This is a genomic window from Hymenobacter polaris (assembly GCF_012927305.1).
Classification (GTDB): Bacteria; Bacteroidota; Bacteroidia; order Cytophagales; family Hymenobacteraceae; genus Hymenobacter; species Hymenobacter polaris.
This window is the reverse complement of the sequence record NZ_JABBGH010000001.1, coordinates 2,273,955-2,292,129: the sequence shown is the minus strand read 5'-3', so window position 1 is coordinate 2,292,129 and position 18,175 is coordinate 2,273,955. Positions and strand designations below refer to the sequence as shown.

General features: G+C 61.7%; 14 protein-coding genes and 1 tRNA gene. 5 read left to right on the top strand and 10 right to left on the bottom strand.

What is annotated here, in order from left to right; genetic code table 11:
• Positions 1–677: 677 nt before the first annotated feature.
• Positions 678–917: a hypothetical protein gene (locus HHL22_RS09695; protein WP_169530773.1), complete on the bottom strand. Its 240-nt coding sequence runs from the start codon at positions 915–917 to the stop codon at positions 678–680.
• 73 nt (positions 918–990) lie between these two features.
• Positions 991–1,062, bottom strand: a tRNA-Arg gene (locus HHL22_RS09690).
• A 144-nt stretch (positions 1,063–1,206) separates the two neighbouring features.
• Here HHL22_RS09690 and HHL22_RS09685 point away from each other — a divergent pair.
• Positions 1,207–1,686, top strand: coding sequence for an organic hydroperoxide resistance protein (locus HHL22_RS09685; protein ID WP_169530772.1), 480 nt, complete (start codon positions 1,207–1,209; stop codon positions 1,684–1,686).
• A 118-nt stretch (positions 1,687–1,804) separates the two neighbouring features.
• On the opposite strand, the gene sucC is transcribed toward HHL22_RS09685, so the two are convergent.
• Entirely contained in the window at positions 1,805–3,004 is a 1,200-nt protein-coding gene (sucC, locus tag HHL22_RS09680) for an ADP-forming succinate--CoA ligase subunit beta (RefSeq protein WP_169530771.1), read from the bottom strand.
• A gap of 235 nt (positions 3,005–3,239) precedes the next feature.
• Between sucC and HHL22_RS09675 the strand changes: the two genes are divergently transcribed.
• From HHL22_RS09675 to HHL22_RS09665, 3 genes are all read left to right on the top strand, one after another.
• Positions 3,240–3,920 (top strand): ABC transporter ATP-binding protein, encoded by a 681-nt coding sequence (locus HHL22_RS09675; protein ID WP_195809236.1) that lies wholly within the window; start codon positions 3,240–3,242, stop codon positions 3,918–3,920.
• 306 nt (positions 3,921–4,226) lie between these two features.
• A complete protein-coding gene (locus HHL22_RS09670; RefSeq protein WP_169530770.1) occupies positions 4,227–5,039 on the top strand; it encodes a hypothetical protein in 813 nt (270 codons plus the stop codon).
• Positions 5,040–5,259: 220 nt separating this feature from the next.
• Positions 5,260–7,827, top strand: a complete 2,568-nt coding sequence (locus tag HHL22_RS09665) for a glycoside hydrolase family 3 N-terminal domain-containing protein (protein WP_169530769.1) — start codon at positions 5,260–5,262, stop codon at positions 7,825–7,827.
• Between the two features lie 53 nt (positions 7,828–7,880).
• On the opposite strand, the gene HHL22_RS09660 is transcribed toward HHL22_RS09665, so the two are convergent.
• Together HHL22_RS09660 and HHL22_RS09655 are read right to left on the bottom strand one after the other, a co-directional pair.
• A complete protein-coding gene (locus HHL22_RS09660) occupies positions 7,881–8,651 on the bottom strand; it encodes a helix-turn-helix domain-containing protein (RefSeq protein WP_169530768.1) in 771 nt (256 codons plus the stop codon).
• Positions 8,652–8,675: 24 nt separating this feature from the next.
• A complete protein-coding gene (locus HHL22_RS09655; RefSeq protein WP_169530767.1) occupies positions 8,676–9,068 on the bottom strand; it encodes a DUF1398 domain-containing protein in 393 nt (130 codons plus the stop codon).
• A 154-nt stretch (positions 9,069–9,222) separates the two neighbouring features.
• Here HHL22_RS09655 and HHL22_RS09650 point away from each other — a divergent pair, with 154 nt between their 5' ends.
• On the top strand, positions 9,223–11,172 hold the full coding sequence (locus HHL22_RS09650; protein ID WP_169530766.1) for a RecQ family ATP-dependent DNA helicase: 1,950 nt from the start codon (positions 9,223–9,225) through the stop codon (positions 11,170–11,172).
• Positions 11,173–11,282: 110 nt separating this feature from the next.
• Here the strand turns inward: HHL22_RS09650 and HHL22_RS09645 are convergent, their stop codons facing one another.
• The 5 genes from HHL22_RS09645 to HHL22_RS09625 all read right to left on the bottom strand — a co-directional run bounded on the left by HHL22_RS09645 (position 11,283) and on the right by HHL22_RS09625 (position 18,064).
• Positions 11,283–11,585 (bottom strand): rhodanese-like domain-containing protein, encoded by a 303-nt coding sequence (locus HHL22_RS09645; RefSeq protein WP_169530765.1) that lies wholly within the window; start codon positions 11,583–11,585, stop codon positions 11,283–11,285.
• Positions 11,586–11,590: 5 nt separating this feature from the next.
• Positions 11,591–12,034 (bottom strand): nucleotidyltransferase family protein, encoded by a 444-nt coding sequence (locus HHL22_RS09640; RefSeq protein ID WP_169530764.1) that lies wholly within the window; start codon positions 12,032–12,034, stop codon positions 11,591–11,593.
• A 169-nt stretch (positions 12,035–12,203) separates the two neighbouring features.
• Positions 12,204–14,186, bottom strand: a complete 1,983-nt coding sequence (locus HHL22_RS09635; RefSeq protein ID WP_169530763.1) for a T9SS type A sorting domain-containing protein — start codon at positions 14,184–14,186, stop codon at positions 12,204–12,206.
• Positions 14,187–14,376: 190 nt separating this feature from the next.
• Positions 14,377–15,138: a PASTA domain-containing protein gene (locus tag HHL22_RS09630; protein ID WP_169530762.1), complete on the bottom strand. Its 762-nt coding sequence runs from the start codon at positions 15,136–15,138 to the stop codon at positions 14,377–14,379.
• Between the two features lie 172 nt (positions 15,139–15,310).
• Entirely contained in the window at positions 15,311–18,064 is a 2,754-nt protein-coding gene (locus tag HHL22_RS09625; protein WP_317172647.1) for a D-alanine--D-alanine ligase family protein, read from the bottom strand.
• Positions 18,065–18,175 lie beyond the last annotated feature (111 nt).

Here is an 18,175-nt window from a genome sequence, read left to right as displayed (position 1 = left end):
CCACTGGCAGTGTAAGTGAGAACTGCGTTTAAAAGCCGCTGGCGGCTTTGTTCAGTGGTGAAATGTGGAACTTGCATGGGTGAGAAGGAAAGGAAGAGTGAATATAAGATAGCAGTTGAAAAGAAAATTAGCCTGTACTTTATAAAGAATAAGTGTACTAGTTAAATCCAATTAATCGAAATCTACAAACTTTTCCAGTAAGTGCAACTATTTTTTTTGACTCGTTTCTTGCTAAGCGACGTGTAGTATAGTGGCTGCGTGCGTTACTGTGCAGGCTATAAGCTATTTATGTGAATTTATTCGGGCTGAATAGCTAGCATTACCCCCGCAATTTTTCTATTCTAGATGCACAACGTTGTGCTACGTAGCAACGCACCAGCACGCGCCCAGCCCTGATTTCCTAGCGTACTGGTGAATTTGCTTCTAGCCCGTGCCGATGGCGGGCTCACAACGACCTCGCTGTTGCTGCCTGCGCGGATGCTGCTGGCAAGCCCCCGCAGTATTTTGTGCTTTGTAAGCAAGATGCGCTGAGCGAAAATACCTGCGCAATACCGTTGCGCGTTTAGTGAGTAATACGCAGGAGAAAAGGATGAAAGTGCTTGCTAGCATCAGGAAGTGCCTATATGACGACTTTGACGCTTGAGTATGCGCATCGCCCTTGCTGCCCGCGCGATAGCTTAGGACCCTTCGGCGACCTGATAGTAGCGATGCTGACCAAGGCGCAGTTTCAGGACCTGATTTAAGATACCCGGGAATACCAAGGCAGCCCTGGCCAAGCAGAAAGCCGATGGCCAGAAACTGGGCGCACCCACCAAAAGCGTAGAAATAACCAAGCAGGTGCGCTGCTTGAGAGAGGAAAGTGCTTCCGCCCAGGCAATGGTGCGGGCGCTGAAAACGTCACCGAGCGTGGTAGCCAACTACTTGGCCAAGTAAAAACCGCCCCCTGAATAAATAAAAAAGGCCCTCTCGCTAGCGGGAGGGCCTTTTTAGTGGTCTCGTTAGGAATCGAACCTAAATCTAGAGCTTCGGAGGCTCCTATACTATCCGTTGTACTACGAGACCCGGTGAGGGGGCTGCAAAGGTAGCCCGAAATGGCGCTACAGCCAAACCGGGCCTCCTGCGGCCCTAGGCCCGTGGGGCAACACAACCTTCGGGGCGCAAAACCAGTTTGTCCTTTCTACAGCATTGCTAAACTCCTACGTCCACATGGAATCCCCTAAAAAAAACCTCTACACGGCCGATGCGACGGCCATAGGCGGCCGCGACGGCCACGTGCGCTCAGCCACCGGCGTCATTGACCTCGATATGAGCGTGCCCGAGGGCCTAGGTGGCAAAAAAAACGCCACCAACCCCGAAGAGCTGTTTGCCGCTGGTTACTCCTCGTGCTTTCAGCAGGCCCTGCTCGTGATTGCGCAGCGCGCCGGCGACAAGCTCGACCCCAACACGGAAGTGAAATGCTCGGTGACGCTTTTCCAGGAAGGCGAAGGCTACGGCCTCTCGGCAATTCTGGACGTGGACCTCAAAGCGTTTGACCATGATAAAACCATTGAGATGGTGCGCCAGGCCCACAAAATTTGCCCCTACTCGGTAGGTACCCGCGGCAATATGGAAGTGGAGCTGCGCGTGCAGGGCGAAGCCATTCCGGTAGATGCCAGCGAAAACGCCGGCGTGGCTGAAGGCAAGTAGTTTCTTAGTTAATATTTAGCTGCTAGTTCTTTACACTTGCAGCTAAAGATAAAAAAGGACCCCCTAGGTTAATCCAGGGGGTCCTTTTTTGCTTGATGGCAGCTGGTCAGTTAGCGGCTTACTTCGCCTCCGCCAGCACTTCTTTTACTTTCTCGGCCGCATCCTTGAGCAGCACGGCCGATTTCACTTTCAGGCCGCTTTCGTCGATGATGCGGGCGCCTTCCTCAGCGTTGGTACCTTGCAGGCGCACGATGATGGGCACACGGATGTCGCCGATTTTCTTGTAGGCCTCCACCACGCCGTTGGCCACGCGGTCGCAGCGCACGATGCCCCCGAAGATGTTAATCAGGATGGCCTTCACATTAGGGTCTTGCAGGATAATGCGGAAACCGGCTTCTACGGTCTGCGCGTTGGCTCCGCCGCCCACGTCGAGGAAGTTGGCGGGCTCGCCGCCCGAGAGCTTGATGATGTCCATGGTGGCCATGGCCAGGCCGGCGCCGTTCACCATGCAGCCCACGTTGCCGTCGAGCTTTACGTAGTTCAGGTTCGAGGCAGAGGCTTCTACTTCCAGCGGGTCTTCCTCGTTGAGGTCGCGCAGGGCGGCGAAGTCCTTGTGGCGATACAGGGCGTTGTCGTCCAGGGTCACCTTGGCGTCTACGGCCAGGATTTTATTGTCCGACGTTTTCAGTACCGGGTTAATCTCGAACATCGAGCTGTCGGTGTCGTCGTAGGCCTTGTAGAGGGCCGTCACGAACTTCACCATCTCCTTCTGCGCCTCGCCTTCGAGGCCCAGGTTGAAGGCAATTTTGCGGGCCTGGAAGCCCTGTAGGCCCACGGCGGGGTCAATCAGCTCCTTCTGGATTTTGTCGGGGTGCGACTCGGCCACTTCCTCGATGTCCATGCCGCCCTCAGTGGTGTAGATGATGACGTTCTTGCCCGACGCGCGGTCTAGCAATACGCTCATGTAGAACTCCTTGGTGGGGCTTTCGCCGGGGTAGTACACGTCCTGGGCCACCAGCACCTTGTGCACCTTGCGGCCTTCGGCGCCGGTTTGCTTGGTTACGAGTTGCATGCCAATAATCTGGCCGGCAATGTCCTTCACCTGCTCCAGGTTTTTGGCCAGCTTCACCCCGCCGCCCTTGCCGCGGCCGCCCGCATGAATCTGGGCCTTGATAACGTACCAGCTGGTGCCGGTTTGCTCGTTCAGCTTTTGGGCGGCTTCTACAGCCTCTTCGGCGGTGTCGGCGGTAATACCTTCTTGCACGCGCACGCCGTATTTCTTCAGTATTTCCTTGCCTTGATACTCGTGAATGTTCATCTCAGGAGGGGAGGGGATGATGTCAGTATTAGGCGCGAAGGTAGGGGGTTAGGGCCTAACGACTAGTGCTAGGTGGCGAATGCTACCGCGACGGGGCTAGAAGCAGCTGGTAGCCAGCTACCTGAGCGCAACGCGAAGTAGCAAGCGCCGTTTCAGGGCCTAGGCCCGCTGCTTATGGCCGCTCAGCCGCTAGCTACTAACGCCCTATCTTCGTCCTAGCTAATATATTCCTGTTTTGCTGCAAGCTATTAACCTCCGTAAAAGCTATAATTCGCTGGACGTGCTTAAGGGCATCGACCTCACCATCGAGCGCTCCGAAATTGTGAGCATCGTGGGCTCGAGCGGGGCCGGTAAGAGCACGCTGCTGCAAATTCTGGGTACGCTCGACACGCCCGACGCGGGCGAGGTGCTGTTTGAGGGCCAGTCGGTAAGTGGCCTGGGGCGCAACGCGCTGGCTAAATTTCGCAACCGCCACATTGGCTTCGTGTTTCAATTTCACAACTTGCTGCCCGAGTTCACGGCCCTCGAAAACGTGTGCCTGCCCGCCTACCTGGCCGGGCGCGAGGAAAAGGAAGTGCGCGTGCGGGCCCGCGAGCTGCTGGGCTTGCTGAACCTGGAGCACCGCACCGACCACAAGCCCAGCGAGATGAGCGGCGGCGAGCAGCAGCGCGTGTCGGTGGCGCGCTCGCTCATCAACTCGCCCGAAATCATCTTCGCCGACGAGCCCAGCGGCAACCTCGACTCACGCAATGCGCAGGAGCTGCACGAGCTGTTTTTCTGGCTGCGCAAGGAGTTCGGCCAAACGTTTGTGATTGTAACCCACAACGATACGCTGGCCCAAATGGCCGACCGCACCATCGTGATGCGCGACGGCCACATTCTGGAGGAAGCTAAACCAGCGGGGGTGGTGGGGTAGCGGATAGAGCGAAAATCCTAAAAGGCGGTCATGCTGGGCCTGCGAAGCATCTCTACCGAATCGTAACAACGACACGGTAGAGATGCTTCGCAGGCCCAGCATGACCGCCTTTTTAGTAAAACCCTTGCGCGACTAACCAGTTTGGAAAACGGTCGCTAAAAAATATTTCTTATACCTGTTTGCAACGTGCTAAAAATCAGCACTAAAATCTACTAATAAAATTGGTAAATCATGGCACGTTTTTGGTCTGGCGATAGTTAAGATATCGTACTACAGAACCAAACTGGCCTAGGGCCAACCCCCGCCATGAGCGACACCACCAAAACCCCCGCAAAGGAAACCACCGCCAAGAAAGCTACTCCCCGCGTGGAGAGCTACGACATCGCCCGCTCGGACGAGACGCTTGACCTGGCTAAGGATTTGGCCAAGTTTATCAAGGAAAACAAGCTCAGCACCCAGGTGCAGGGCAAGGAGTTTGTGAACGTGGAGGGCTGGCAGTACGCCGGCTCACGCCTGGGTATCGTGCCCATCGTGGAGCACGTTATTAACGTAAGCAGCGAGCAGGAAATTAAGTACCAGGCCAAAGTGACGCTGTTTGACATGCGTTCGCAGCACACGGTAGGCGCTGGTTTCGCTATCTGCTCGAACAAGGAAAGCGGTAAGAAATTCTACCAGGAGTTTGCCATTGCCAGCATGGCGCAGACGCGCGCCATCGGCAAGGCCTACCGAAACATCCTGGCCTGGATTATCCGCGCCGCGGGCTACGAGCCCACCCCGGCCGAGGAGATGGAATACACCGGTAACGTGCCCACGCCCGCCGCGGCTCCGGCCCCAGTAGCCGCCGCTGAGCCCCAGCCCGTGATGCGCGCCATGACGACGGCGCCGGTAGCGGCCACCGAGCCGGCCACTGATGCCCCCGCCACGCCGGTGCACTACGCCACCGCCAGCCAGAAGGAGGAGATTATTCGCTTGCTGAACCACCCGCTCATCACGCGCCAGGAGAAAACCAAGATGCTGCTCAACATCAACCGCCTCGATGAGGAGCGCGCCACCCAGGCCATTGCCAAGCTGCGCAAAGCCATTGAAGACCGCGAAGGCACTTCGGCCGTAGCCGCCTAGGGCCTCGCCGCAACACCAAAGCCCGGTGCCGCAAGGTGCCGGGCTTTTTTGCGTTCGCGCCCTAGGGCTGCGCTTCGCCCGCAAGCCCTAGGGACTAATTCAGCGACGGCTATTAACGGCGGGCTGCTACCTTGTGCAACTTCCTCTTGGGCAGACACTATTGCTGCCCGAAAGTTTCGCCCTACGTTATTCTGCCTCCATGCTGCACCATCCCACCCTTATGCCCGCGCTGTTAACGGCGGGCTTAGCTACCCTGCTCGGCCTCACCGCCCAGCAAACGGCATCTACCGCCGCGCCGCCCGCCGATGAGCTGGGCATTACCTACGTGCCCAACGTGGGCGGGCCGACCCTAGGGTACTCGGCCAAGTCAGGGGTGAAGGTGCTGACCGTGGAGGGGCGCTCGTTTAAGGACTTGAACAAGAACGGGCAGCTCGATGCCTACGAGGACTGGCGCCGGCCGGTAGATGAGCGGGCGGCGGACCTGGCCCATAAGCTGAGCGTGGCGCAGATTGCGGGGCTGATGCTTTACAGCGGCCACCAGGCTATTCCGGCCGGGGCGGGGCCCTTTGCGGCGGGCACCTACCAGGGCAAGCACTTTGCCGATGGCGGCATCGACGCGGCGGCCGTGACCGACCAGCAGCGCGACTTTTTGCTGAAAGACAACCTGCGCCACGTGCTCATCACGCAGGTGCAGAGCCCGGCCGTGGCCGCCCGCTGGAACAACAACGTGCAGGCCCTGGTGGAGGGCAGTGAGTTTGGCATTCCGGCCAATAACAGCTCGGACCCGCGGCACGGCACCAACTCGGGCGTGGAGTACACGGCGGGCGCGGGCGGGCAGCTGTCGCAGTGGCCCGACGAGCTGGGGCTGGCCGCCACCTTCGACCCGGCCGTGGTGCGGCAGTTTGGCGGCATCGCGGCCCAGGAATACCGCGCCCTAGGCCTCACCACGGCCCTTTCGCCCCAAATTGACCTGGGCACCGAGCCGCGCTGGTCGCGCATTTCGGACACGTTTGGCGAGGACCCGCAGCTGGGCGCCGATATGGCGCGGGCCTACGTCGATGGCTTTCAGACCTCGACCGGGGCGCAGGAGCTGGCCGGTGGCTGGGGCTTTGGCAGCGTGAACGCCATGATGAAGCACTGGCCCGGCGGCGGCCCCGAGGAAGGCGGCCGCGACGCGCACTACGCCTACGGCAAGTACGCGGTGTACCCCGGCAATAATTTCGACGAGCACCTGGTGCCCTTCGTGGACGGCGCCCTGAAGCTGCGCGGCAAAACCCAGATGGCCGCCGCCGTGATGCCCTACTACACCGTCTCGTCGGGCATCGACCAAAAGAACAGGGAGCAAGTGGGCAACGGCTACAGCAAGTACCTGATTACCGACCTGCTACGCGGCAAATACGGTTTCGACGGGGTGGTGTGCACTGACTGGTCGGTGACGGCCAACGAGGGCGCCACGCCCGCCGTGTTTGCCGGCAAGTCGTGGGGCATGGAGGGCAAGTCGGTGGCCGAGCGGCACTACAAAGTGCTGGAAGCCGGGGCCGACCAGTTTGGAGGCAACAACGCCGCCGGGCCGGTGCTGGAAGCCTACGCCCTAGGGGTGCAGGCGCACGGCGAGGCCGCCATGCGGGCGCGCTTCGAAAAGTCGGCGGTGCGGCTGCTGCGCAATATTTTCCGGGTGGGCTTGTTCGAGAATCCCTACCTCGACCCCGACAAGTCGCAGGCGCTGGTGGGCCAAGCCGACTTTATGCGGGCGGGCTACGCGGCCCAGCAGCAGTCGGTGGTGCTGCTCAAGAATGCCGGCCAGGCGCTGCCCCTGCCGGCTAAAAAGACGGTGTACGTGCCCCAGAAATTTATCCCGTCCAAGCAGGGCTTCTTCGGGCCGCCGAGTGCCGAGCGCTACGAGGACGTGGCCAAAGCCGCCGTGCTGGCCCGCTACTTCACCGTGACCAACGACCCGGCCCAGGCCGACTACGCGCTGGTATTCATTGGCAGCCCCAGCGGCGGGGCCGGCTACGACGCGGCCGACGTGCAACAGGGCGGCACCGGCTACGTGCCCATCAGCCTGCAATACGGCCCCTACACCGCCACCGCCGCCCGCGCCCACAGCCTGATGGCCGGCGACCCCGCCGAGCCCACCGTCACCGACCGCAGCTACCGCGGCAAAAGCGTGCGCAGCGGCAACCTACAGGACATCAGGATTATCGAGCAGACGTACGCTGCCATGAAGGGCAAGCCCGTCATCGTGGCCGTGGATGCCAGCAAGCCGTTCGTGCCGGCCGAGTTTGAGCGCTACGCCAGCGGGCTGGTCGTTAGCTTCGGCGTGTCGCACCAAGCGGTGCTTGATGTGCTCACGGGCCAGGCCGAGCCTAGGGGCCTGCTGCCCGTGCAGCTACCAGCCAGCATGCTCACCGTGGAGCAGCAAAACGAGGATATTCCGCACGACATGGAGTGCTACCGCGACGCGGCGGGCCACCGCTACGACTTCGGCTACGGCCTTAACTGGCGCGGCGTCATTCAGGATGCGCGCACGGCCAAGTACGCCAACCGCGTGGCTAGGCCCCTCATCAGCCTCAAGGGTAAGTTAGTAAGCATCAGCTGCCCCACCCCGGGCGCCAAGGTATACTACACTACCACGGGCGCCACGCCGGCCTTCACTGCCGCCAATGAGTACCACGGGCCGTTTGCCCTGCCCCAGGGCGCCACTGTGAAGGCGCTGGCCAAAGTGGCGGGCGTGGACAACAGCAGTTTGGTGAGCTACGCGGCAGCAGTCCTAGCCAAGCGGCCGTAGCCCACCCAACCGGGTGAGGCCTTATGCTTATTCAAGCTAGCAAAGCATCTCCTTCAGCCTAGTAGCTCGCTTTTGAAGTAGGCTGCTGGCGCCTGCCCGGTAAAAGCGCGAAAGGCGTGAATAAAATGCGCCTGGTCGTAAAAGCCCGTGGCGTGGCTCAGCTCGGTAAGCGACTGCCCGGCGCGGTACTGGCTGATAGCATGCGTTAGCTGCACAATGGACGCCACTTTTTTGGGAGTGGCCCCTAGAGCACGCCGAAAGCGCTTTTCAAGCGGACTGCTGCTCGTGCCAAGCTGCCGGGCCAGCGTTGTCATCCGCACGAGGCCGTTGGCGTGGTAGATGCTGCGCAGGGCAGCTTGCACCAGCTGGTCGGGGCCGGTAGGCTGCAGCTGCGCCAGCAAGAAGGCTTCAACTAACCGGACCCGCTCATCCGCCGCCTGGGCCTGGTCCAGCTGCTCCTGCAAGTGCGCGAGTGCGGGACGCGGGACTACATCGGCCAGCGCTATACTCTGCTGGAACAACTCGTGCAAGGAAGAGCGAAAGAAAGGGGCCGCGCCGCCGGGTTTGAAAACTACTAGTACCGTACCAGTATGCGGGCTGTTTTCAAACACCCGAAATTCGCTACAAATACCGGTGATGCCGGCCGTCGCCAGCTCTGTTCGGGCGGCGGCGTAGTAGGCCAGCGTCCCCCGATATTGAAAGCCAAGGACCACCTTTGGCGATGGCAGCACCGTATAGGCCTGCGACCCGGTCGTTTCCTGGACGGCTAGCAGCTCTACGTAGGGCTGCAACGAGGCGCAGGGCTGGTACTGGTGAAAGCTCATTAAGCGCAGCTGATAGACTCAAATTTACGGTAGTGGAATGCGCTCAACAAGCAGCTCCATTGCTTGGCGGTCGTAATAGGTGCAGGTCATTTCCAGGATGTTAATCGTCCATTTTTCCACGCCAGCCTCGGCAGCTTGGTGGCAGAAAGTAGGGTAATCGGTCAGGCCTTGCTGGTGATTGCCCAACGCCTGGGTTAGTTGCGCAGGCGAACCAGATGCGGCGATAGTCAAGCAGTTCGGCCCGGGTGCTGATGCCAGCGAGTAGCCTTGGGGGCCAACGTACTCGGCGTGCCCATCTGCTACGTAGAGGTCGTAGCGTAGTACGCCTAACGCCTTCAATTCCTGGACGTACTGCGGAAAATCGGCGCCGCTTTTCACGCGGCTATGGATAGCTTTTATTTGGTCGAGGGTAAACATGAAGAGGGTTGTTGCTGAAAACACTTGATTGCTTTCTGCATGCAAAATTCGCGTAGTGCTGCCGGGCAGAATTGTAAAAAAACGTTTACTTGCGCGCACCGGGCGGCTGGCCCGGCAGTAGGGAAGGGCGTGGGCCACCCGTATTTTTGTTGTGATGCCTACCCTGTCCACTGCCACGCCCCTAGGGCTGCTCCGCCAGCACTGGGGGCACCAGGAGTTTCGGCCGGGGCAGCAGGAGATTATCGAGGCGGTGCTGGCGGGGCGCGATGCGCTGGCGCTGCTGCCCACGGGCGGCGGCAAAAGTGTGTGCTTCCAGGTGCCGGCGCTGGCCCGACCGGGCATTTGCGTGGTGGTGTCGCCGCTCATCGCCCTCATGCGCGACCAGGTGGAAAACCTGCGGCGGCGCGGCATCCGGGCCGAGGCGGTGTACGCGGGCCTGAGCCACCAGGAAATCGACCAGACGCTCGACAACTGCGTGTACGGCCGCGACATCAAGTTCTTGTACGTCAGCCCCGAGCGTCTGCTCACCGACCTGTTTCGGGCCCGCGTGGCGCGCATGCAGGTAAGTTTGCTGGCCGTGGATGAGGCGCACTGCCTCTCGCAGTGGGGCTACGATTTTCGGCCGCCCTACCTGCGCATTGCCGAGCTGCGGGCCCTGCTGCCGGCCGAGGTGCCGTGCATTGCCCTCACGGCCACCGCCACGGCCCAGGTGCGCGCCGACATTGTGCAGAAGCTCGCCTTTCGGCCCGGCTACGGCGTCTTTGTCCAAAGCTTTGCCCGGCCCAAGCTCTCGTATTCGGTGCTGCCTACCGAGGACAAGCAGAAGCGCCTGCTGGAAGTGCTGCGCGGCATCGGGCCGGGTAAAACAGGCATCGTGTATGCCCGCACCCGCCGCCAGGCCGAGGATACGGCCACCTGGCTGGTGCAGCAGAAGCTGCCCGCCGCCGCCTACCACGCCGGCCTAGGGCCCGAGCAGCGCATCCGCGTGCAGGAAGCCTGGCTAGCCGATAAGACGCGCATCATCGTGGCAACCAATGCCTTCGGCATGGGCATCGACAAGCCCGACGTGCGCGCCGTGGTGCATCTCGACGCGCCCGCCACCTTAGAGGCCTACTACCAGGAAGCCGGCCGCGCCGGGCGCGATGGCCTCTACGCCTTCGCGGTGTTGCTGCGCGGCCCGGCCGATGCCGACACGCTGCGTCGCCAGGCCGCCCTGGCCCACCCGCCGCCCGACGTAGTGCGGCGCGTGTACCAGGCGCTGGCCAACTACTCGCGCACGGCCGTGGGCGGCGGCGAGCTAGTGGCTTTTGACTTCGACCTAGGCCTCTTTGCCGAAACTTACCGCCTCAAGGCCGTGGATGCCCACCACGCGCTGAAGGTGCTGGAGCAGCAAGGCTTCGTGCAGCTTACCGAGGCCGTACGCCAGCCGGCGCGGGTGCAGCTACTCAGCACCCAGCAGGATTTATATCAGTTTCAGGTGGCCAACGAGCAGCACGACCAGCTCATCAAGGCGCTGTTGCGGCTGTATGGCGGTGAGCTATTTGCCGGCTTCCAAGCCATTTCGGAAAGCCAACTGGCCCGCCACTTGCGCCAGAGCACCACCGATGTGGAGCGCCTGCTGCGCTACCTGCACACGGCCGGCGTGCTGCACTACCAGCCCCGGCGCGACTTGCCCCAGGCCCTGTTTCTGACGCCGCGCTACGACGCGCCGCAGCTGCCGCTCGATGAGCGCCGCCTGCGCCAGGCCCGCCAACTTACTGAGCAGCAAACCGCCGCCGTGGTGGAGTATGCTGGCACCACCACCCGCTGCCGCCAGCAGCTGCTGCTGGCGTACTTCGACGAGCCCGATGCCCCGCCCTGCGGCGTGTGCGACGTGTGCCTGGCGCGCAAAAAAGCCCAGCAGGCGCCCCCCGATACCACGGCCCTGCGCGACCAGCTGCTGACCCTGCTGCAAGCCACGCCGCTGCTGCCCCGCGACGTAGTGGCCCGCTACGCCCCCGCCGAAACTGCTGCCGTAACGGCCACCCTGCGCGAGCTGGTAGAACTGGGCGAGCTGGTCTATGCCCCTGACGGACGCCTAGGGGCAATGAGCAACGAACAATAAAGCCCGTCATGCTGAGCTTGCCGAAGCATCTCTACCGAACAGTAATGCGCGGTAGAGATGCTTCGGCAAGCTCAGCATGACGGGCTTTATTGTTCGTTGCTCATTGCTCACTACTTCTCGGCCTGGTAGGCCTGGATGCCGCCCACTAGGTTGCGCACGTTACTGAAGCCGTGCTGCTGCAAAAAGGCCTGGGCCGCGGCCGAGCGGGCGCCGCTTTTGCAATGCACGATAACTTCCTGGTTCTTGAGGTTTTCCAGGTCCTCCAGGTGCTGGGGCAGGCTGCCAAGCGGTAGGTTCTGGCTGCCTTCGATGCGGCTTTCCTCTACTTCCCAAGGCTCGCGCACATCGAGGATGGTGAGGGGTTCGGCGGCTTGCTGGCGCTGGCGCAGTTCGGCGGGGGTGATGTCGAGCATGGGAACTAAAGAGAAGGGGGTAAATTTTCTAGGTCTAGTAAATCCTGGGGCCGGGCGGTGGCGGCCTTAGCCTTGCGCAGGGCCCCTAGGTTGATGTAACGCACCGGAATGGCTTCCATCTCCAGCACCAGCGCGTTGGTGGCGCACTCCGCGAAGCTGACGCCTTGCACCTCCGTAAGCAAATCAATCCATAAATCGGCGCGGCTGAAAGACAAGAAGTTAGGTACGGTCGTGAAGTCGGCTTCCTCAAATTCGCCGCTGGTGAAGCCGTAGGTTTTCAATGCTTCCACCACGCGCCGCGCGTTTTCTACGGTAGGATTTACGAGCAAGTCAATATCGCCAGTGGTGCGCGGAAAGCCGTGCGCGATAACGGCGTATCCTCCCACCACTACATACTCAACGCGCTCGGCGTGGAATAGGCGCAACAGATTTAAATACTCGGTTTCCATGAGCCAGGGGCGGGTTGGCGGGGTTGGCGGCATATACCCGGCGGGCCGCAGCCATGAGCTGCGCCGCGGCGGCTAGGCGCTGCAGCGGCGTTTTGCCCCACCAGTATGCGCGCTGGGCTTGGTCGATGTCGGCCTTGCGCCGCGATTTAAGTACTGGCATACCCTAGGCTTACTGCACCGTGAGGCGGCGCGTGGCCACGCTGCCGTCGGGCAAAGGTAGGCGCACCAGGTACACGCCGGGCGGCAGGGTAGCGGGCAAGCGCAGGGTGGGTTGGCCGGCCTCGGCCGCGGGCTGCTGCCACACCGGGCGGCCCAGCACGTCGAGCAGCGCGGCCGCCCGAAAGGCGGGGCCCGCCACCAGCACCGTACTGCCCGCGGCGGCCGGGTTGGGGTAGAGGCTAAACTGGGCGTTGAGGGCCTGGGCGGCCCGCGTGGCCAGTACCCCGTTGTTCATAACGGCCCGCATTAGCAAGGCGCCCGGCAGAGGCAGCGTAGTGGGCGCCCAGGTGCCGGCAGTTTGCTGGTACACCACGCTGGCGGGCGCGGCGTTGTTGAGGTCGTAGCCGTAGCCCAGAAACTGCCCGCTCGATGCCTGCCCGAAGCCCACGTAGCAGCGCCCCGACACGGGCACCGGCTGGTCGAACACAATTTCCTGAAATACCGGCAGGCTGGTGCCACTATTAGCTGGGTTCAGCGGATTTAGCAGCGTGCCGGTTTTAGTAGCCAGCGGCGTGGCGGCCGGCTGGCCGTTGTTGTCGGCCCACACGGCCACCGTCACGGGTCGGTCGGCGTAGTTCTCGCCCTGGGCCGCAACCGGAATATTGTTGAAGATGGGCGCCAGCCGCACCGATTTCACCGCGTCGTTCTTGTTCAGGTCGAGGGCGTAGGCGAAGTAGCTGATGCCACCCATGCTGCGCGCCGTAAGGTTAAACGAGGCCTCGGCCGTACCATCGTCAAAGGCGTAGTAGTCCGCCAGTTCCAGGTCGCGGCTCAGGCTGTCGTTGGCCAGCGTCAGCGGGTTGGTTTCCTGGGTTTGCAGCTGCAACTGGTAGCGGTAGCGGCGGGTGCCGGTGCTGCTGGGCAGCGGGGCCGTGGTAGCATTGCCCGCAATGGCGTACTGCCGGGCGCCGGCATTGATGGTGCCGCTGCCGCTCAGCCAGGTAGCCGGCCCAAAGCCGCCGCTACTTAGCTCGCGCACCACGCCCTGCCAGGAAATGGGTAACGGGTTGATGGGATTAGCTACGGTGGTAGTGGCCGTGAGGCGGTTGGCCGTGGCCCCTAGGGTGGGGCTTAGCTCCGAGGTGCTGGCGGCCGCGTATTGCCAGGCCGGCAGGCTGGTAAAGCGCCGCAGCGGGTTGCTCAGCCCCTGGCTCAGGGCCACGTCGGCGAAGGTGGTGTCGGCGGCCGAGCGGTTGCTGTTCAGGTAGATGTAGTCGAGCCCAAACGAGTCGCGGCTCAGGTTCTGGTTGCCGGTGGCCCGAAACCGGAACCGGAAGCTGCCGTGGAGATACGCCGCTTGGCTGATAGGAAAAATCTGCTGCCGAAATCCCGTGCGGCTGCCCTGGCTGCTGAAGGTCCAGATGCCGTTCCAGATGCCGTCGCGGTCCAGAAACTCCAGCAGCAACTGCACCGGCGCGTTGCCACTGCTGCTGGCCGGGGCACCCTGCACGCTGCCCGCCTGCCAGGCGTAGCTCAAATACACGTTGCTGCCGGGGCCTAGGCCCGAGAGGTCGATGGGCTGCGAGGTGAGCGTATCGGTGGCGCCGTACACCGTGGGCGAGCCGGGGTTGTAGGGCAGGCCGTTGGCCCGCAGGCCGTCGAGGGTAACGGTGCCGCGCGTGGGTGGGGCCACGGCCAGACGGTTGCTCACGTAGGCGCCCCCGCCAGCGTAGCGCCTCAGGGTGCCGTCGCCCACCGGGTAGCCGGGGCCCGCGCCCTGCCAATTGGCGGCGTTGGGCAGCCCGTTGCGGGGCGTCACAAAGTCGTCGAAGAAAGGCAGCGTCAGCGCTGCCGTGCGCTGCGTGGCCGCCGCATTCGGGGCCCCCACCTGCCGCGAGGCATCCCCCCCTAGGGGCCCGATTACCACTTGCGCGTTGGCAGCTAGCACCAGCAGCACGGCTGGCAGCAGGAAAAAGAGTCGAAGTGAACGCATAAGCTACGAGGGGGCTAGGGGCCTAGGGAGTGAGAACTTCTAACGTGAATGGGCGCCGGAACGTGTAAGGTTTTGGGGCTAAATAAAACCGTCATACTGAGCCTATCGAAGCATCTCTACCGAACAATACGGCGCGGTAGAGATGCTTCGGCAGGCTCAGCATGACGGTCTTTTTTCCTGTCGAAAGGACCTACTCCGCCACCCACAAATCGACCAGCTGGCCCATGCGGATGGTGGCGCCGGGCGCGGCCACCGGGCGCTGGCGCACCACGGTGCCGGGCGTTTGGCCGGCTTCGGCGGCTTGCTTAAACACCTCGCCTACCTCCAGGTGCTGGCCAGCCAGCAGGGTGCGGGCCTCGTCTTCGGGCATGTTCACCAAGTTAGGCACTTCAAACTCCTGGTTGCCTAGGCCGTCGCCCACTTCCAGGTCTACTTTGGTGCCCTTAGCGATGGGCGCGCCGGCCGCTATCTCCTGGCCGCCCACCAGCTGCTTCAGCACCTCGTTCTGGGCAATGTTGGGCACCAGCCGTATCTGGCCGATTTCCAAGTCGTAGCTCTTCAAAATCAACTGCGCGTTTTTCACCGAGCCGTCGGTAAGCTTGGGCATCTTGATAACCGGCGGGCGGCTCATGGCCACCGAGATGTAGATTTTGCGGCCCTCCTTCACCTTGTCGCCGGGCGCGGGCTCCTGCGTCAGCACCGTGCCGGGGCGCAGGCCCGCCGAGTAGCTGCTGTCGTCCACGAAGTAGGCTAGGTTGCGCTCGCTCAGGTAGTTCTCCAGGTTGCCTAGGCTCATGCCCGTTACTTTGGGCACCACAATGGTTTCGCCGTGGTGGGTAGTGATGGGCAGGTACACGTAGAAGAAGCCCACCACCAGCAAGCCCCCCAGCACTGCAATGAGCAGCAGGTGTTTAACAACGTCGAACCAGGTTTCGGGCTTCGCGAAAGACATGTGTTTTTTAAGGGACTAACTACTAGTAACGAGTGACTAGTATCGTATCAAATGACAAAAGTAGACCGTCATGCTGAGCTTGCCGAAGCATCTCTACCGCGGTAGTAATGCTAACGTTTGGAATTACTGCCGCGGTAGAGATGCTTCGGCAAGCTCAGCATGACGGTCTGTTTTACTCAATCGCCAGCGCCTTCGCTTGCCGCTGCTTGCCAAACTCCAGAATCTGGTCGATGAACTGGTAGGGTGTGTAGCCGGCCAGCGCCGTTTGGTGGAAGATGCAGGTGGCGGGCGTCATACCGGGCAGCGAGTTCACCTCGATGATGAGCACCTCGACCGCGCCCGCCTGGCGCACCCGCACAAAGGCGTCGATACGGGCGTAGCCCTGGATGTCAAGCACCTCGGCCACGCGGCGCAGGGTGCGCTTCACCTCCTCCGAGATGCGCTGGCGCTCCTCGGGGTCGGGGGCGTAGCGGGCGGGTGTAATGTTCTGGCCCTCACCGGCCAGGAATTTCTCTTCCAAGCTCAGCACCTCGCCGGTGGCTAGGGCCTCGCTGGCCTCAAAGACCTCCACTTCGAGCTGGCCGTGCTGGTCGTAGCGCGTGAGCAGCCCGCCGGTAATTTCCAGGAAGTGCGCCGCGCCGTCGGGCCCAATCAGGGTTTCCACCAGGAATACGTCCTTGCGCGGAAATTCCTCTTTGAAACCCAGGTGCAGTACCCCGGCCGGGCCAGCCAGCAAGTCTTCCTGGCTGCGGAAAATCAGCTCGCAGAAGGCCGCCAGCTCGGCGCGGTTTTTAATCTTCTTCACCGCCGACGAGCACCCGTCGTCCGAGGGCTTGGCGATGAATGGGTAGGGGAACTCGGCCTCCAGGCTCTGGTAGAAGGCCTCGGGGTCGGCCTCGTACTCGAGGCGCAGGGCCAGGCGATGAGCCGCCACGTGCAGGCCGGCCTCGCGCAGGCGGCGGTTGGTTTCGTACTTGTTGATGGTGACGCTCGACGAGGCCACGCCCGAGCCGTTGTAGGGCAGCCCCAGCTTTTCGAGCTGCTGCTGCAGGGCGCCGTCCTCGCCCGGCCGGCCGTGCAGGGCAATGAACACCTCATCGGCGCGCTCGGCCAGCTCGGCGAACCCTAGGCGGCGCGGCGCGGCAATGGCCTGCCCCGCGTAGGTGCTGGTGATGCCGCTGGCCTGCTGCCGGATGCGGGCCAGGATGGGGTGTGCCGCGTGCCCCGCCTCGGCCTGCTCAATCTTCTCTCGAATGTCGTCGGCGTTGTCCTTGAGCATCACGTTGATGGGCAGCTCATAGAGCCGAAAGTCCTCACTGCTGCCGGTCAGAAACACCGGAATGGGCCGGTACTTGGTGCTGCTGCTTAGCTTCTCGTAGATGTTGCGCCCGCTCTCCACCGAGATGTGCCGCTCCGACGAGTAGCCGCCCATAATGACGGCCACGCGGATGCGCTCGTCTTGGTCGAAACTTTTAGAATGTACTGCTATATCTAGCGGGTTGAGTAGGCCAAGTAAGGTACCAGGCTTCATACCGGCGCGTAGCCGGGCCGCCAGCGAGGTGCGGATAATGTAAGTGAGGAACTGGCTGGGGTTCAGTCCAATCTCAGCCGCTTGGTGGAAGAAGAATGAGGCCGGTAGCATGCCGCTCGTGGTATTCGGGTCGTTGAGAAAAATTGTCCCATCGTCCTGAATAAAGCCATCTAAACGGGCGTATACCTCGAAGCCGAAGGTGCTAAACATCGTCTGCGCCTGCTGCCTGATGCGCTCAATATCGGCCTCGGGCAAGTCAATGGGCGTCACCTTGCGGGCCAAGCCCGGCAGGTACTTGGCGCGGTAGTCAAATACCTCGCTGCCCTTCACAATCTCGGTCGGCGGCAGGGCTAGGGGCTGGCCGTTCTCGTCCTCGATGACGATGCACGAGAACTCGCGCCCAGCTACGAATTGCTCGACGAGGACTTGCGTTTCGCCGGTGAGGCTTTCTATACTAATACTTTCGGCTGGTCCATCTGTGTCACTTTCGCCCGAGAAGCTAGCATTCAAAAACGTTAATAATGACTCTGGATGGGCGTGTACATAATAGGGTGAGCCCTGCAAATAGCCTTCATAAAAGCCAGAACCAATTGGTAAGCCTAGGGCTTTAACTGGCATTCCAATACCCTCTCGAATATCAGCCAGTTGCCGCACCCAATTCAATTGTTCTGTACTGTTAAGCTGGTTCCATTCTTGTTTTGAAACTGTACGGCGGAACAATGCCCGCTCAAGGGCCGCTCCGAATAGCTCATGGTCTTCCTCTCGTAAGATACTTATACCTAGGCTGCTGCCTTGGCGTGGAGCTTTCACTACTAATGGTAAGCCTAATTCATTAACAAGCTCAGAAAGCGTGACTGGCTTATAATCAGGTCCAAACAACACCCGAAACTTCGGCGTCGGCAGCCCCGCGGCCTGCATCAGGCGCTTCTGCGCGATTTTGTCAATCCCTAGGGCCGAGGGCAGGATGCCGGAGCCGGAGTAGGGCACGCCTACCCATTCCAACAGGCCCTGGATGGCACCGTCTTCGCCGCCGGGGCCGTGCAGGGCTAGGAAGGCAAAGTCCATGAGGCGCGGCAGCTCGCTGGCTTCCACCCGGCGGCCTACTTGGCTGATGAGGTCGTTCAGGGCCTCGTCGGTCAACTCGCCCAGGTTTTCGAGGTAGAGCTGCCAGGGGTGGCGGCTGGGCGGGTAGGCGGCGGGCGGCGGAAAAAAATCGCGGATGGTGCCCTTATAGAGGTACTGCCAGTCGAGCAAAATAAAATGCCCTAGGCTATCCACGAACACTGGCACTGGCTGAAACAGGCCCTTATCCAGGTTGTCGAACACGGTGCGCCCGCCGGCGAAGGAAATCTCGCGCTCGCGCGAAGTGCCCCCGAAGAAAATGCCAATACGTATCATAACTAGTCGCAAAGGTACGGCGGTGCCGAACGCCTGTCATTGCGAGCCTGCGCAGCAATCGCGCCAGAACAACGGCCCTAGGGTATTGTGCAGGTGCGATTGCTGCGC

Excerpts from the sequence above, each read along its gene's own strand:
- HHL22_RS09645 (WP_169530765.1), bottom strand. The coding sequence starts at position 11,585 with ATGCTCGACATCACCCCCGCCGAACTGCGCCAGCGCCAGCAAGCCGCC.
- HHL22_RS09655 (WP_169530767.1), bottom strand. The coding sequence starts at position 9,068 with ATGTTTACCCTCGACCAAATAAAAGCTATCCATAGCCGCGTGAAAAGC.
- sucC (WP_169530771.1), bottom strand. The coding sequence starts at position 3,004 with ATGAACATTCACGAGTATCAAGGCAAGGAAATACTGAAGAAATACGGC.
- HHL22_RS09685 (WP_169530772.1), top strand. The coding sequence starts at position 1,207 with ATGGAATCCCCTAAAAAAAACCTCTACACGGCCGATGCGACGGCCATA.
- HHL22_RS09635 (WP_169530763.1), bottom strand. The coding sequence starts at position 14,186 with ATGCGTTCACTTCGACTCTTTTTCCTGCTGCCAGCCGTGCTGCTGGTG.
- HHL22_RS09630 (WP_169530762.1), bottom strand. The coding sequence starts at position 15,138 with ATGTCTTTCGCGAAGCCCGAAACCTGGTTCGACGTTGTTAAACACCTG.
- HHL22_RS09650 (WP_169530766.1), top strand. The coding sequence starts at position 9,223 with ATGCCTACCCTGTCCACTGCCACGCCCCTAGGGCTGCTCCGCCAGCAC.
- HHL22_RS09665 (WP_169530769.1), top strand. The coding sequence starts at position 5,260 with ATGCCCGCGCTGTTAACGGCGGGCTTAGCTACCCTGCTCGGCCTCACC.
- HHL22_RS09640 (WP_169530764.1), bottom strand. The coding sequence starts at position 12,034 with ATGGAAACCGAGTATTTAAATCTGTTGCGCCTATTCCACGCCGAGCGC.
- HHL22_RS09670 (WP_169530770.1), top strand. The coding sequence starts at position 4,227 with ATGAGCGACACCACCAAAACCCCCGCAAAGGAAACCACCGCCAAGAAA.
- HHL22_RS09660 (WP_169530768.1), bottom strand. The coding sequence starts at position 8,651 with ATGAGCTTTCACCAGTACCAGCCCTGCGCCTCGTTGCAGCCCTACGTA.